General features: G+C 67.3%; 15 protein-coding genes. 4 read left to right on the top strand and 11 right to left on the bottom strand.

Annotation, left to right across the window (positions count from 1 at the left end; translation table 11 throughout):
- The first annotated feature begins 178 nt into the window (after positions 1–178).
- Positions 179–1,132: a M20/M25/M40 family metallo-hydrolase gene (locus AC5RW2_RS30595; protein ID WP_494074845.1), complete on the top strand. Its 954-nt coding sequence runs from the start codon at positions 179–181 to the stop codon at positions 1,130–1,132.
- Between the two features lie 34 nt (positions 1,133–1,166).
- Here AC5RW2_RS30595 and dnaB read toward each other — a convergent pair whose 3' ends face one another.
- Positions 1,167–2,534 (bottom strand): replicative DNA helicase, encoded by a 1,368-nt coding sequence (dnaB, locus tag AC5RW2_RS30590; RefSeq protein WP_493941666.1) that lies wholly within the window; start codon positions 2,532–2,534, stop codon positions 1,167–1,169.
- A 493-nt stretch (positions 2,535–3,027) separates the two neighbouring features.
- Between dnaB and AC5RW2_RS30585 the strand changes: the two genes are divergently transcribed.
- On the top strand, positions 3,028–3,861 hold the full coding sequence (locus AC5RW2_RS30585; protein ID WP_494074844.1) for a hypothetical protein: 834 nt from the start codon (positions 3,028–3,030) through the stop codon (positions 3,859–3,861).
- A 92-nt stretch (positions 3,862–3,953) separates the two neighbouring features.
- Entirely contained in the window at positions 3,954–4,391 is a 438-nt protein-coding gene (locus AC5RW2_RS30580) for a DUF1801 domain-containing protein (RefSeq protein ID WP_494074843.1), read from the top strand.
- 10 nt (positions 4,392–4,401) lie between these two features.
- Here AC5RW2_RS30580 and AC5RW2_RS30575 read toward each other — a convergent pair whose 3' ends face one another.
- The 10 genes from AC5RW2_RS30575 to AC5RW2_RS30530 all read right to left on the bottom strand — a co-directional run bounded on the left by AC5RW2_RS30575 (position 4,402) and on the right by AC5RW2_RS30530 (position 12,092).
- Positions 4,402–5,241 carry a PhzF family phenazine biosynthesis protein gene (locus AC5RW2_RS30575; protein ID WP_494074842.1) on the bottom strand — a complete coding sequence of 280 codons (840 nt, stop codon included), beginning with the start codon at positions 5,239–5,241 and terminating at the stop codon, positions 4,402–4,404.
- A gap of 76 nt (positions 5,242–5,317) precedes the next feature.
- Positions 5,318–5,767: a 50S ribosomal protein L9 gene (rplI, locus tag AC5RW2_RS30570; protein WP_493988326.1), complete on the bottom strand. Its 450-nt coding sequence runs from the start codon at positions 5,765–5,767 to the stop codon at positions 5,318–5,320.
- Between the two features lie 27 nt (positions 5,768–5,794).
- Positions 5,795–6,034, bottom strand: a complete 240-nt coding sequence (gene rpsR, locus AC5RW2_RS30565; protein WP_136787674.1) for a 30S ribosomal protein S18 — start codon at positions 6,032–6,034, stop codon at positions 5,795–5,797.
- Between the two features lie 58 nt (positions 6,035–6,092).
- On the bottom strand, positions 6,093–6,665 hold the full coding sequence (locus tag AC5RW2_RS30560; protein ID WP_494013490.1) for a single-stranded DNA-binding protein: 573 nt from the start codon (positions 6,663–6,665) through the stop codon (positions 6,093–6,095).
- Between the two features lie 94 nt (positions 6,666–6,759).
- On the bottom strand, positions 6,760–7,065 hold the full coding sequence (gene rpsF / locus AC5RW2_RS30555; protein ID WP_136787676.1) for a 30S ribosomal protein S6: 306 nt from the start codon (positions 7,063–7,065) through the stop codon (positions 6,760–6,762).
- A gap of 303 nt (positions 7,066–7,368) precedes the next feature.
- On the bottom strand, positions 7,369–8,088 hold the full coding sequence (locus AC5RW2_RS30550) for a response regulator (protein WP_494074841.1): 720 nt from the start codon (positions 8,086–8,088) through the stop codon (positions 7,369–7,371).
- The gene (locus AC5RW2_RS30545) at positions 8,081–9,349 is read right to left on the bottom strand and encodes a sensor histidine kinase (protein ID WP_494074840.1); all 1,269 of its coding nucleotides are present in this window, start codon (positions 9,347–9,349) and stop codon (positions 8,081–8,083) included. Before AC5RW2_RS30545 ends, AC5RW2_RS30550 begins: the two co-directional genes overlap by 8 nt.
- A 19-nt stretch (positions 9,350–9,368) precedes the next feature.
- Complete coding sequence (locus AC5RW2_RS30540) at positions 9,369–10,214, bottom strand: ABC transporter permease (RefSeq protein WP_494074839.1); 846 nt, start codon at positions 10,212–10,214, stop codon at positions 9,369–9,371.
- A gap of 2 nt (positions 10,215–10,216) precedes the next feature.
- Positions 10,217–11,203 (bottom strand): ABC transporter ATP-binding protein, encoded by a 987-nt coding sequence (locus tag AC5RW2_RS30535; protein WP_494049213.1) that lies wholly within the window; start codon positions 11,201–11,203, stop codon positions 10,217–10,219.
- 229 nt (positions 11,204–11,432) lie between these two features.
- Entirely contained in the window at positions 11,433–12,092 is a 660-nt protein-coding gene (locus tag AC5RW2_RS30530; protein WP_494074838.1) for a GntR family transcriptional regulator, read from the bottom strand.
- A 98-nt stretch (positions 12,093–12,190) separates the two neighbouring features.
- Between AC5RW2_RS30530 and AC5RW2_RS30525 the strand changes: the two genes are divergently transcribed.
- The gene (locus AC5RW2_RS30525) at positions 12,191–13,507 is read left to right on the top strand and encodes an MFS transporter (RefSeq protein WP_494074837.1); all 1,317 of its coding nucleotides are present in this window, start codon (positions 12,191–12,193) and stop codon (positions 13,505–13,507) included.

The following is a 13,507-nucleotide window of genomic DNA, read 5'->3' as shown; positions in this document are numbered from 1 at the left end:
GGGGGTCGGAAGCCGGACGATGGGGACGCCCATTGCCTCGGAGAGCCGCGCCTCGGCAGTGAGGCGTGGAACACAGTCTGCCCGTTATCTTTACAGCATGTCAAGTGAAATTATGTTGTGCATCACGGAGAGGAGGATAGACTGCCACCGTCTCCGTGTCGTACTGGATAGGGACGATATGAAGCTGAGCCAGCGCCTAAGATCAGGTCCCGTCATCTCACTGGGCAAGGTTCCCGCTGCCTACGAGCATTTGCAGAAGTTTCAGGCCCTGGCCGAGGAGTACGGCGACCGTGCCACCGGCACCTCCGGGTACGAGGCCGCGGCCCAGTACGTCGAACGCCAACTCGCCAGCGCCGGCTATCGCAGCACGCGTCAGTATTTCACCTTCAAACACCGCGGTGAGCGGATGGAGACCTTCAACATCCTCGCCGAGACCGCATCCGGCAGCGACGAGAACGTGATCATGCTCGGGGCCCACCTCGACGGGGTGCCGGGCTGTCCGGCGATCAATGACAACGGCTCAGGGGTGGCGGCCGTGTTGGAGGCCGCCAAAGCGCTCGGCCGGCAGGAGGGCCTCAGCAACACGGTGCGCTTCGCTTGGTGGGGTGCCGAGGAGTACAAGAAGGAGTACGGGTCCCGGCACTACGTCAAGCACCTGGCCAAGAGCGACAGCGAGGCTCTCGACAGGATCGCGGCCTACTTGAACTTCGACATGATCGCCTCGCCCAACCCCGTCATCGGGGTCTACGACGCACGGGACCCCAAGCCCCATTGCGACGTGCCGGAAGGCTCGACGGAGATCATGGACGTCTTCACCGACTACTTCGACGCCCACGACCAGCCCTGGGTCGCCACCGATTGGGACATGGACTCGGATCAGTTGTCTTTCGTCAGGAAAGGTGTCGCCGTGGGCGGGCTGTACAGCGGGGACGACGAGAAGAAAACCACCAAGCAGGCCCGCCTTTTCGGCGGCACCGCCAAGCGGCCCTGCGATCCGAACTACCATCAGCCGGGCGATGACCTCAGCAACGTCAATCTGGAGGCGCTGAGCATCATGACCGCCGCGATCACGCATGCCGCCACCCGCCTGGCCCACGACCGCGGCGCCCTCAAGCCAGCGGGGCACCGGTAGAACCCCTCCCTATAGGGAGGAAACCCTAAAGCTGCTAGCCGTGCTCGACCGCCATGTTGGCGAAGCGTGAGTAGTGGCCCTGGAAGCCGACCACGATGGTCTTGGTCGGGCCGTTACGGTGCTTGGCGACGATGACGTCGGCTTCGCCGGCGCGCGGAGATTCCTTGTCGTAGATGTCCTCGCGGTGGAGCAGGATGACCATGTCGGCGTCCTGCTCGATCGAACCGGATTCGCGAAGGTCGGAAACCATCGGCTTCTTGTCCGTACGCTGCTCGGAGCCACGGTTCAGCTGGGAGAGCGCGATGACGGGGACTTCGAGTTCCTTGGCGAGCAGCTTGAGGGCACGGGAGAACTCCGAGACTTCCTGCTGGCGGGATTCGACGCGCTTGCCGGAGGACATCAGCTGGAGGTAGTCGAGCACCACCAGCTTCAGGTCGTGCCGCTGCTTGAGCCGCCGGCACTTGGCGCGGATTTCCATCAGCGACATGTTGGGGCTGTCGTCGATGAACAGGGGCGCGTCATTCATCCGGCCCATGGTGGTGGCGATCTTGCCCCACTGCTCGTCCTTGATGGTGCCCTTGCGCAGGTCCTGAAGCCCGATGGTGGCTTCCGCGGAGAGGAGGCGCATGGCGATTTCGTTCCGGCCCATTTCCAGGGAGAAGAAGACCGTGGTCATGTTGTTCTTGATCGCGGCAGATCGCGCAAAATCCAGTGCGAAGGTGGATTTGCCAACGGCCGGCCGGGCCGCGATGACGATCATCTGTCCGCCGTGCAGGCCCTGGGTGAGCTCGTCGAGTTCGTAGAAGCCGGTGGGCACGCCGGTCATGCCTTCGCCGCGATGTCCGGCGGATTCGATCTCGTCGACGGTGCCTTCGATGATGTCCTTGAGCGGGACGTAGTCTTCGGCGGTGCGGCGCTCGGCGACGGCGTAGATCTCTGCCTGGGCCTGGTTGACGATGGCGTCGACTTCGCCGTCCTGCGAGTAGCCCAGCTGGACGATCTTGGTTCCGGCGTCGACCAGGCGGCGGAGCACGGCACGTTCCCGGACGATCTCCGCGTAGAAGCCTGCGTTGGCGGCCGTGGGCACGGACTGGATCAGGGTATGCAGATAGGCGGGTCCGCCGATGCGGGAAATCTCGCCGCGCTTGGTCAACAGGTCGGAAACGGTGACGGCGTCGGCCGGTTCGCCGCGGCCGTAGAGGTCGATGATGGCCTCGTAGATGCTTTCGTGGGCGGGGCGGTAGAAGTCCACGCCGCGGAGCACTTCAACGCAGTCGGCGATGGCGTCTTTGGAGAGCATCATGCCGCCCAGGACCGATTGCTCGGCCACGAGGTCTTGCGGCGGCGTGCGGCCGAATTCGGAGTCCCGACCTGTTGCCGAATCCGCGTGCGCTAACGACACCGCTGCCTGCTTTCTTTGCTCCTCGAACCGGATACCGCATCCCCCTCAGAATTAGAACTACCAGCCGGATCGGACGATTTCGTCGGACCGCCAAGGGGCGCAGACTCCAGTTCAGCGCGCGGGCTGCGAGTGGGATACTCCGCAACGGTAACCCCCTTCCCCCTTCCCACCAAGCGAGTTATCCACTCCCCCTGTGGATAAAATGTGGATCAGTGGGCGTGTCTTGTGCACAGGCTGTGCGCAGAGCTGTGGAAACAATAGTTAACTCGCGAGTAACCCCGCTCTGACCTGCGAAAACGCTATCCACGGGCTGTGGACAAAAAGAAGTTTGCTGTTGATTTCCCCGCCATTTTTGCGGTTGACAGATTCGGAATAGACGCGTAAGGCAAAAGTTATCCACGGGTTATCCACAGCTTGGAATTACAGAGCTGTGATGCCCTCTTTCGAAGGCTGTTGGCGCGCGGGCCATGGTCCGGGGACGTACGATTCAAGTATGGAATTTGTGGTGCCGTTGCTTATCGCCGGACTGGTGGTCGTGATCGGTCTGGTGATCATGCGGCTGGTTTCCCGCAACAAGACGCGCGGGCCCCGCCCGGGGCGCGGATCGTCGGCGATGCCGGCAGCTGCCACGACCCGGGAGGCCGCCGCGGCGGCCAGCGGCCGCTTGAACCAGCAGCAACATACCGCGGTCTACGCGCTGATCGCGCAGGGGCAGGCTTTTGCGGCGATCCGCGAATACCGCACCGCCACCGGCGCGGGGCTCCGGGAGGCTACCTCCGCCGTCGCGCAGATGTCCGCGCACCCGCAGCCCTACACGGCACCCCGCCGGGATGCCGCCCCTACCCTCGGCCCGGAGGACGAGGGGCCCCTGGAGGGGCACCCGGCGCGCCCGGAGGACAAGGAGGGGCGGGAGTCGTCCCCGGCTCACCCGGAGGACGAGGAGCCGCGTCAGGCGGCCGCTGCTGACCTGCCGGAGGACGAGGAGCCACGGGCGGCGGCCCCGGCATACCCCGCGGACAAGGACGAGGAGCCACGGGCGGCGGCCCCGGCATACCCCGCGGACAAGGTCGTGCCGCCGGCGGCGCCCGCTCCCGCACCGCTTCCCGAGCCGGCCGGCTACCGGTACCGGGCCATCGTGTCCAAGGGCGACACCATCAGGGAGGTGGCCAGCACCCGCCTGAACGACGCAGTGTTCCAGCGCATCCGCACCGCTGCCCTGGGCGGCGATCGCGACGGCGCCGTCCGTCTGCTGTTGGAGCACTCGGAAGCGACCGAGGTGGAAGCGCGCGAATTCGTGGATTTGATCGAGCCCGACGAGGAGCCCTAGCTCCGGGTCCGCACGCAACCCCTAGCGGCGCCGTAACCAGCGGACCTCTGGCGGTGCTGGCAGCGGGCAGGGCTTTCTGGAACACTTCAGCCATGGCCGAGAACAAGACCGCACCCACGGACGTACCCGTCGACGTGTTCCTCGCGTCGGTAGAACACCCCGTGCGGCGCCGGGACGGCGAGACCGTGTTGCGCCTCATGCGGGAGGTGACCGGGCAGGAGCCGGTCATGTGGGGCCCCTCGATCATCGGCTTCGGCAGCTACCACTACAAATATGCCAGCGGCCGCGAGGGTGACGCCGCCGCCGTGGGCTTCTCGCCGCGGAAGGCCAATCTGGCCCTCTACGGCCTGACGTACGCGCCCGGCTCCGCGCCGCTGCTGGAGCGCCTGGGCAAGCACAAAACCGGCGCCGCGTGCCTGTACATCAACAAGCTCGCTGACATCGACCTCGACGTGCTGAGGGAACTGGTCCAGCTCGGCTACCGGCACATGACCACCACCGACCACGAGTCCCTGCAGGGCCAGCGCTAGGGCGGGCGGGTCAGAGCTCCACTGTCCCGCTGATCACGGTCTCTACCGTCCCGCCGACCCAGACCTCCCCGCCGTCGGAGTCGATGTAGACCCGGGCGTCCCGGCCGAGCGCCGTTCCCTGCCGAACGGTGTACGCAGCGGGTGCCGCTCCCTCGTCGATCAGCCACTGCGCCAGCGCGGCATTCAGGCTGCCGGTCGCCGGATCCTCCGCCGGCAGGTCTTCGAAGCCCATGAGCCCGCGGACTTCGAAGTCGACGGCGGAGCCGCCGGGATGGGCGCCGATCAGTCCGACGCCGAACGGTGACAGGGCGGCATAGTCGGGCACGACGTCGAGGACTGCCTGGGCGTCCCGCAACTGCAGGGCCTGCCACTCGGGGCCGTTGTCCGCCCACTGGTGGCGGATCACCTCGTCGCGTCCAATCCCCAGCGCGGCACAGATCTTCGCGACGTTCTCCTCGGGAAGCGGCCCGGTCCGCCGCCGGGGCGGCGCAGCGAAGGCCAGCCGTCCGCCGTCGTGCTTGACCTTGACCAGGCCGGCGCCGCATTCCTGCACAATTTCTCCGACGGCCTTCGGCTGCCCGCCGGCGGCGAGCCAGACGTAGGCCGTGCCCAGCGTCGGGTGGCCCGCGAAGGGCAGCTCGCCGCTGGGCGTGAAGATCCGGACCAGATAGTCGGCTGCAGCGTTTTCGGGCGGCAGGAGGAAGGTGGTCTCGGAAAGGTTGGTCCAGTTGGCGAAGCGCTGCATCTGCTCTTCGCTGAGGCCGCCGGCACCCGAGACGACCGCCAGCGGATTGCCCGTGCACGGTCCGGTGGCGAAGACGTCTACCTGGCTGAACTGATGTGTGCTCACGTCCTCCAGCGTACCGGGCGTTAAACGCTGCAGGCCGGGTCCTGGACGGACCCGGCCTGCAGCGACAGCGAGGCTGTTAGCCTGCAACGACCTTCAGGTCGATGACGGCGGAGACCTCTTCGTGCAGACGCACGGTGGCCTGGTAGTCGCCCACCGACTTGATGTGCTCGGTCAGTTCGACCTTGCGCTTGTCGATGGCGCCGAGGCCGGCGGCCTCGACAGCGGAAGCAACGTCGGCCTGCTTGACGGTGCCGAACAGGCGTCCCGACTCGCCGGCCTTGACGGTCAGCGTGACCGGCTTGGCGGACAGCTGGGCAGCCAGCTGCTGCGCGTCTTCCAGGGATGCGATCTCGCGAGCGGCACGTGCAGCCTTGATGGACTCCACCTGCTTCTCGCCGCCCTTGGTCCAGGTCAGGGCGAAGCCGCGGGGCAGAAGGTAGTTACGGGCGTAACCGTTCTTTACCTCGACGACATCGCCAGCAGTGCCGAGACCGGTCACTTCGTGGGTCAGAATGAGCTTTGCCATGTCAGTACTCTCTCCTCTTCGCTTCGCTTAGCCGCGGCCAGCGCCGGAGTAGGGCAGCAGGGCAACTTCGCGGGCATTCTTGATTGCCAGTGCGATCTTGCGCTGCTCCTGCACGGTGACGCCAGTCACGCGGCGGGCGCGGATCTTTCCGCGGTCAGAGATGAACTTGCGCAGCAAAGCTACGTCCTTGTAGTCGATGACGGTGACGTCAGCGGCCTTCAAGGGATTGGACTTTGGTTTGGGCTTACGAATTTCAGCCTTAGCCATCGTGGAGCTCCTTTATCTTGTGGAGCCCGTGGATCTTTTCCACGGGATGGGGTTTGTTTTAGAAGGGCGGTTCGTTGGAGTCCGGACCGTTGCCCCAGCCGCCGGAGGTACCGCCGGCCGGTGCTCCCCAAGGGTCGTCCTGGGGTGCGGGCTGCTGGCCGGACTGCTGTCCGCCCCAACCGCCCTGGTTCTGGCCACCGCCGAAACCACCGCCGCCAAAGCCGCCGCCTTGGCCGCCGCCGAAGCCGCCCTGGCCACCGCCGGAGCGCTGGGTACGGGTGACCTTGGCAGAGGCGTAGCGCAGCGAGGGGCCGATTTCGTCGACCTCAAGCTCCATGACGGTACGCTTTTCGCCCTCTTTGGTTTCATACGAACGGGACTTCAGCCGGCCCTGAACGATCACGCGCATGCCCTTGGTCAGGGTTTCGGCGACGTTCTCGGCAGCTTCGCGCCACACCGACGCCCGGAGGAACAGGGTTTCCCCGTCCTTCCATTCGTTGGACTGGCGGTCGAAGGTCCGCGGCGTGGATGCAACGGTGAAGTTCGCTACCGCGGACCCGGACGGGGTAAACCGCAGCTCGGGATCGTTGGTGAGATTACCGACGAGCGTGATAACGGTTTCGCCTGCCATGTTGCCTCCTGATGTCCTGGTCCCGGTTGCCGGCGGCGCGCGGGAATGTCTTCGTCAATGCCGCTCCCGGAAAGGGGGCGGCGATCACAGCTGATTACTCAGCGGAGATCTTCTGCTCCTCCGGGCGGATGATCTTGGTGCGCAGGATGGTCTCGTTCAGACCAAGCTGACGGTCAAGCTCAGCAGCAGTGGCGGGAGTGGCGGTGAAATTGACCACCGCGTAGATGCCTTCGGACTTCTTCTTGATGTCGTAGGCGAGCCGGCGGCGTCCCCAGATGTCCACCTTGTCGATGGTTCCACCATCGTTGCGGACAACGTTGAGGAACTTATCGAGCGAGGACTCTACGGTACGCTCTTCGACCTCGGGGTCGATGATTACCATCAGTTCATAAGCACGCATTGTGAACCCACCTCCTTCGGGCTAAGCGGTCACGGTCTTTCCGTAACAGGAGGTTCTGTTGCGTTGCCTGCCTGCCACCGCGCGGCGACTTCCGTGTGTTTTGGCTATTGTCACAGGAAATACCGGCCGGCGCCGACAGCACAGACTTACCAATGGTACCGGACGGCGGTCCGGGCTCGTGAATCCGCCGGCCGGACCTGTCCTCCACAGGGCGGGAGGCCGGGAGCGCCGTCCTCCACAGGCCGGGAGCCAGCACCTTGCGGCACAAGGGTCCCGAGCGCCCCGCCCCGGGGATCGGCGGTGTCAGTAGTCCAGCCCCAGGCTGGGCACCACCAGCCCGGTCTCGTACGCGTACACCACGGCCTGCACCCGGTCGCGCAGGTGCAGCTTGGCGAGGATCCGTCGGACGTGCGTCTTGACGGTCGCCTCCGAGAGGAAGAACCGGTGGGCGATCTCCGCGTTGGAAAGACCCTCGGCGATGGTCCGCAGCACTTCCAGTTCGCGCGGGGTCAGGTCATCCAGCAACGGGTCGCGCTGCGGCGGCGCGGCCGGGCTGCCGCCCGGGGCCAAGCCGCGCACATACGTCTCCAGCAGGCGCGCCGTCACCCGCGGCGCCACCACGGCGTCGCCGGTGGCGACCAGGCGCACCGCCTGGACCAGTTCCGCGGGTGCCACGTCCTTGAGCAGGAAGGCGCTGGCCCCGGCCTGCAGCCCGGCAAAGGCATACTCGTCCAGATCGAAGGTGGTCAGGATGATCACCCGCGCGCACAGCCCGGCGGCCACGATCTGCCGGGTGGCCTCGATGCCGTCCATGACCGGCATCCGGACGTCCATCAGCACCACGTCCGGCGCGAGGTCATGCGCCAGCCGCAGGGCCTCGGCGCCGTCGGACGCCTCCCCCACCACCGCGACGTCGTCTTCGCCCTCCAGGATGAGCTTGAACCCCATCCGCAGCAGCGGCTGGTCGTCCACCAGCAGCACTTTTACCGGCCCGGCCTCGCTGCCGTCCGCGCTCTCAGACACTCGTGTTTTCCTCTCCGGGCCAGTACAGGGTTGCCTCCACCATCCAACCACCGCCGGACCGCGGACCGGCGGCAACGTGGCCGCCGTAGATGGCGGTCCGCTCCCGCATGCCGTGCAGGCCCTGCCCCGCGCCGAGTGAATCGGCCGGCCCGTCCGGCCGGCCGTCGTCGGCCACCGTGATGTGCACGGCGTCGCCGTCGCGGATCAGGGCAACGTCCACCCTGGACGCGTCCTTGGCGTAGCGCAGCACGTTGGTCAACGACTCCTGCACAATGCGGAACACGGTGAGCCGGAAATTCTGGTCCTCGGGCAACGCCGGTCCTGCCATGACCGTGCGGAGCGGCAAGCCCGCGGCCCGGAAGCCGTCCAGCAGCCCGGTCAACTGATCCCCGGACGGCACCGGCGCCAGCGGGGCCGCGTCGGTTCCGTTTTCGCTGCGCAACACCCCCAGCACCCTGCGCATGTCGGCCAGCGCCGACCGGCCGGTCGCCGACAGCCGGTCCAAAACCTGGCCGGCGCGTTCCGGATCCTTGCGCGCGACGACGGCGGCGCCATCCGAGAGCGCGATCATCACCGAGAGCGAGTGTGCCACGACGTCGTGCATCTCCCGGGCGATCCGGGTGCGTTCGGTCGCCGACGCCAGGCGGGCGTTGTCAGTGGCCCAACGCTGGAGTTCGGCGTCGTGGAGCCGGTCCCGGCGCACCGTGACCCCGATGCCCGCGGCGATGACGTTGGCCAGGACCAGCACCAGGCCGGTGACCAGTCCGACGTAGCTCGGGACCTGTCCGAGGGCAATCTGCTTGACGATCTCCGGCGGCATCCGGACGCCCATCCCCACCAGCATGGGCACGGCGGCGAGGACCGCTGCGATGATGGCCTGGACCGCCGGCCGGGCGGTGGCGACCGTGTAGACGGCGAACCACATGGCAAAGGAGCCGCTGCCGGTACTGGTCAGCACCACGATCAGAAAGTCCACCAGGGCGATGGCGGCCAGCACGAGCAGCGGCGACCGGCGCCGCCAGATCAGCGCGGCGCCGCCGGCCAGCAGCAAAAGCAACGGCGGCCATTCGCCGGCGACCGCCGTGATCAGGGCATTAGGCAGGCCGAACAGCACGTGGATGCCGACCAGCACCCAGTCCATCACCACGGGGTGGGTGTGGAAGTAGCGCCGGATCGGTCCCCGGCGCCTGGACGATATTTCGGTGAAGGAGACGGCGGCCGTTCGTTCCGCCGCCTCCTTCACCGAGGCTTCTTGATTCACGCGTTAAGCCCGGCTGCGCCTAGACGTCCCGTGTCTTGGTGGTCACGGCCGCCCCGGCCAGCAGTACTGCCGCCCAGGCCGCCATCACCAGCCCGCCCTGCCACTGGGTCAGGTCGCCCTCGGCCGTTTCGAGCATGAGCATTTGGCGTCCCGCGTTGGAGGGCAGGTAGGGCATCACGCCGTCCTGGACCCAGTCGAAGGGGATGATCTGGGCGACGATGGGCAGCACCAGCAGCAGCACGACCAGCGTGACGATGCCGCCGGCGCTGTTGCGCAGCAAGGATCCGAGCGCCAGCGCCATCAACGCCACCACCGCCAGGTAGAGGCCGGACAGCAACATGGACTGGACGAGGTTTTCCACGTCGAGCCCGAATTCTTTGCCGTAATTGGCCAGGATCGGCTGCAGCAGGAAATAGGTGGCAAAGCTGGACGCAATTCCGACGACGGCTGCGACGACGGCGACGACCAGCGCCTTGGCGAACAGCGGCGACAGCCGGGACGGCACGGCCGTCATGGTGGAGCGGATCATGCCGGTGGAGTATTCGGAGGCGATCAGCAGCACGCCCAGTGACCCGATGATCAGCTGGCCGAAGTCGATCCCGCCGCTGGTCATGAGGTACAGGATGGACTCATCCATGCCGGCGGCCGCCGGATCCTGGCCGGCTGCCTCCATCTGCTCCATCCCCGTGGCGACGCCCCAGCCGCCGAGCAGCCCGATGCCGACCATCACCACGACGGTGGTCGCCAGCAGGACCCAGGTGGAACGCAGCGTGGTGAACTTGATCCACTCGCTCGCCAAGGTCCGGGGGAAGCTCACGCCGGGGCCGGTGACGCGGCCCGCCGGGGTCAGGGTTGCAGCGCTCATGGTCACTTTCCTTCCTGGCCGACGCCGGCGGCGACGGCAGCGTGCCGTCCCGACCCTGCACTGCCGGCGTTGTCGTGTACATCGGCCACCGGGCCGGAATGGTATTCAACTTCGTCCTTGGTCAGGTCCATGTAGGCCTCCTCCAAGGACGCCTGCAGCGGGGTCAACTCATAGACGAGCACCTGCTGGGCGAGGGCCGTCTCGGCGATGTCCCGCGCCGGGACGCCGCTGACCTCCAGCAGTTCCGGTTCGTGGGCTTCGACGGTGACCCCTTCCCCGGCCAGCGCGCGGGTGAGGACGTCGGGCCGGTCGGTGCGTACGCGCACCCGCTGCGCCCGGTTGTTGAGGATGTCCTGGATGGGCGCATCGGCGATGATCCGGCCGCGGCCGATGACGATCAGGTGGTCTGCGGTGACCGACATTTCGCTCATCAGGTGCGAGGAGAGGAACACGGTCCGACCCTCTGCCGCCAGTGCCTTGACCAGGTTGCGCACCCAGAGGACGCCTTCGGGGTCCAGCCCGTTGACCGGCTCGTCCAGGATGACGGTCTGCGGATCACCGAGCAGGGCGGCCGCGATGCCCAGCCGCTGCCCCATGCCCAGCGAGAATCCGCCGACGCGCTTTTTGGCGACGGCGCCCAGGCCGGTCAGCTCGATCACGTCGTGCACCCGCTTGGTGGGGATGCTGTGGGTCGCGGCCATGGCCCGGAGGTGGTTGTACGCGGTCCGGGAGGTGTGCACCGCCTTGGCGTCGAGCAGGGCGCCGACTTCGCGCAGCGGGGCCCGGTGCTTGGCGTAGTGCTTGCCGTTGACCAGGACGTCACCGGCGGTGGGACGGTCCAGTCCCATGATCATGCGCATGGTGGTGGACTTGCCGGCGCCGTTCGGCCCCAGGAAGCCGGTCACCCGACCCGGCTGCACGGTGAAGGAGACGCCCTGCACCGCCGGTTTGTTTCCGTAGACCTTGACCAGGCCCTGTGCCTCGATCATCTGAACCGTCCTTCGTAAATGGAATAGCGCCCGGATTCCCGGGACCAATGAATACGTTACGGAGTGCCGGCCGGCCGCACACCGCACTGCGGGATGATCTTCGCGTCGGGCCGGATCGTCCTTACGGATGACGCTACGTGCCGCGGGCAGGCGGGCGTTACCGGGGGAAGCCCTGAGCGGCCCCTGACCGTTCCCGGAACGCTGCTGTGTACCGGAAGAGGTGCCAGCACTAAGCCCAGAGGTCGCTGGGCCGCTCGAACTGACGGGCCATCGCGGACCGTACGCTGCGCAGGTGGCTGCGCATTGCGTCGGCCGCACCCGCGGCGTCGCCGGCGGCCACGGCCGTGAAGATGGCCTCGTGTTCCACGAGTTCCTGCTCGGCCGCCAGGTGGGCGTGCAGGCCGGGCAGCACGCGGTAGGCGCGGGAGGTCTCGTCGAGGCAACGGGCCAGGAACTCGTCAAGCCGGCGGTTCCGGCCGCCACGCGCCAAGGCCCGGTGGAACGAGTAGGCGTGCTCCATGCTCACGAGCGGTTCAGCAGCGGCCTTCTCGCGCTGATAGTCCAAAAGGTCCCGCAGCGTGGCCAGCAGGGCGTGGTCCGCATAGTCGGCGGCACTCGCGCAGGCATGCGGCTCCAGGAGCATGCGGAGGTCGAGGACCTCGGCGACATCATGCGAGCTCATGGTCATCACCAGGTAGCCCTTTTTGGGGAGCACTGTCAGGAGTCCCTCCGTGGTGAGCAGGCGCAGCGCCTCCCGCACAGGGGTTTTCGAGACGCCGAACTCCTCGGCGAGCCGTGGCTCGACCACGAGGGATCCCGGGGCCAGGTTCCCCGCGAGGATTTGCCGGCGCAAGGCGCCGGCGACCCGATCGGTCATCGACTCGGCCACGGAACCCCCTCACGAAACATTCTTGTGAAGCATATCACGGCGTGCTAGAAATATCTTTCAGATATACCATCGCTTCGCGTCCGCCCTTAGGAGGAACCATGACTAGCAACACCGCCGTTGCCAGCAGTCCCGCAAGGCTTACCCCGGGCGCTCGTCGCGCGCTCTTCGCCGCGACCCTCGGCACGCTCATCGAGTGGTATGACTACGCACTGTACGGCGCGGCGGCCGGCCTCGTCATCGGGCCGCTCTTCTTCGCGGAGACCGGGTCCGGGGCGTCGCTGGCGGCGTTTGCGACCTTTGCCGTGGGCTTCGTGGCCCGGCCTTTGGGCGGGGTGTTGATCGGGCATCTGGGCGACCGGCACGGCCGCCGACCGGCGATGCTCCTGACGATCCTGCTCATGGGTGCCGCGACCGTGGGCATCGGCCTGCTGCCGACCGCGGCCGCCATCGGGGCTGCTGCACCCCTCCTTCTCGTCGTGTTCCGGCTCCTGCAGGGCCTCGGCGCGGGCGCCGAGCTCGCGGGGGCCATGACGCTCGTCGCCGAGTTCGCCCCCGCCAAACGGCGCGGCTACTTCACTGCCATCGTGCTGGCGACGCCACCCGCCGGCATCGCCCTCGCGACCGTCGCCTTCCTCTGGGCCTCTTCCGCAGGCGACGCCGCGCTGCTCGATTGGGCCTGGCGCATCCCGTTCCTCGCCTCCGCCGTCCTGTTCTTCGTGGCGCTGTTCATCCGCTCCAAACTCGAGGAGACGCCGGAATACCGCCAGGCGAGCGAGCACGCCGACGAGGCCCGCAAGCGCAAGCGGCCCGTGGTCGAACTCCTGCGCAAGGACCCGATGGCCGTGGTGATCGGGTTCTTCTCCATCACTGGCCACAATGCGCTGAACTACATCATGGCGGTGTTCGCGATCGGTTTCATGGCCTCCCCCGCCGTCGGGATGAGCCGTCCCGAGGCGCTGCTGGCCGTCACGATCGGATCGCTGGCGGGCGTGGTCGCGACACCCGCGGGCGGATGGGTTTCCGACCGCTTCGGAGCTGGCCGGATTCTCGCGATCGGTTCCGCGGCCGGCGCGCTGTTCGCGTTCCCGCTGTTCGCCGCCCTGGCGAGCGGGTCGGTCGCTGTTGCGACGGCCACGATCGGAGTGGGGTACGGCGTCGTCGTCGCGATGACCAGCGGCGCCCAGGGCGCATTCCTCACCAACCTTTTCCCGCCCGAGCGACGCTTCTCCGGCGTCGGGCTCGCGCGCGAACTCAATGGCGCGATCGTGGCGGGCCTGAGCCCCCTCATCGCAGGCGCGCTCATCGCCGCTGCGCAGGGCAGTACGTGGTCGGCGGCACTGTTCCTTGCGGCCTGCTGCGCGTCCTCGGTGATCGCTGTGCTGCTGGCCCGCGGCCGCGGCACCACCGCACCGTGA

Source organism: Arthrobacter sp. B0316-1-20, from assembly GCF_059091865.1.
This window is presented reverse-complemented; position numbering and strand designations above follow the sequence as displayed.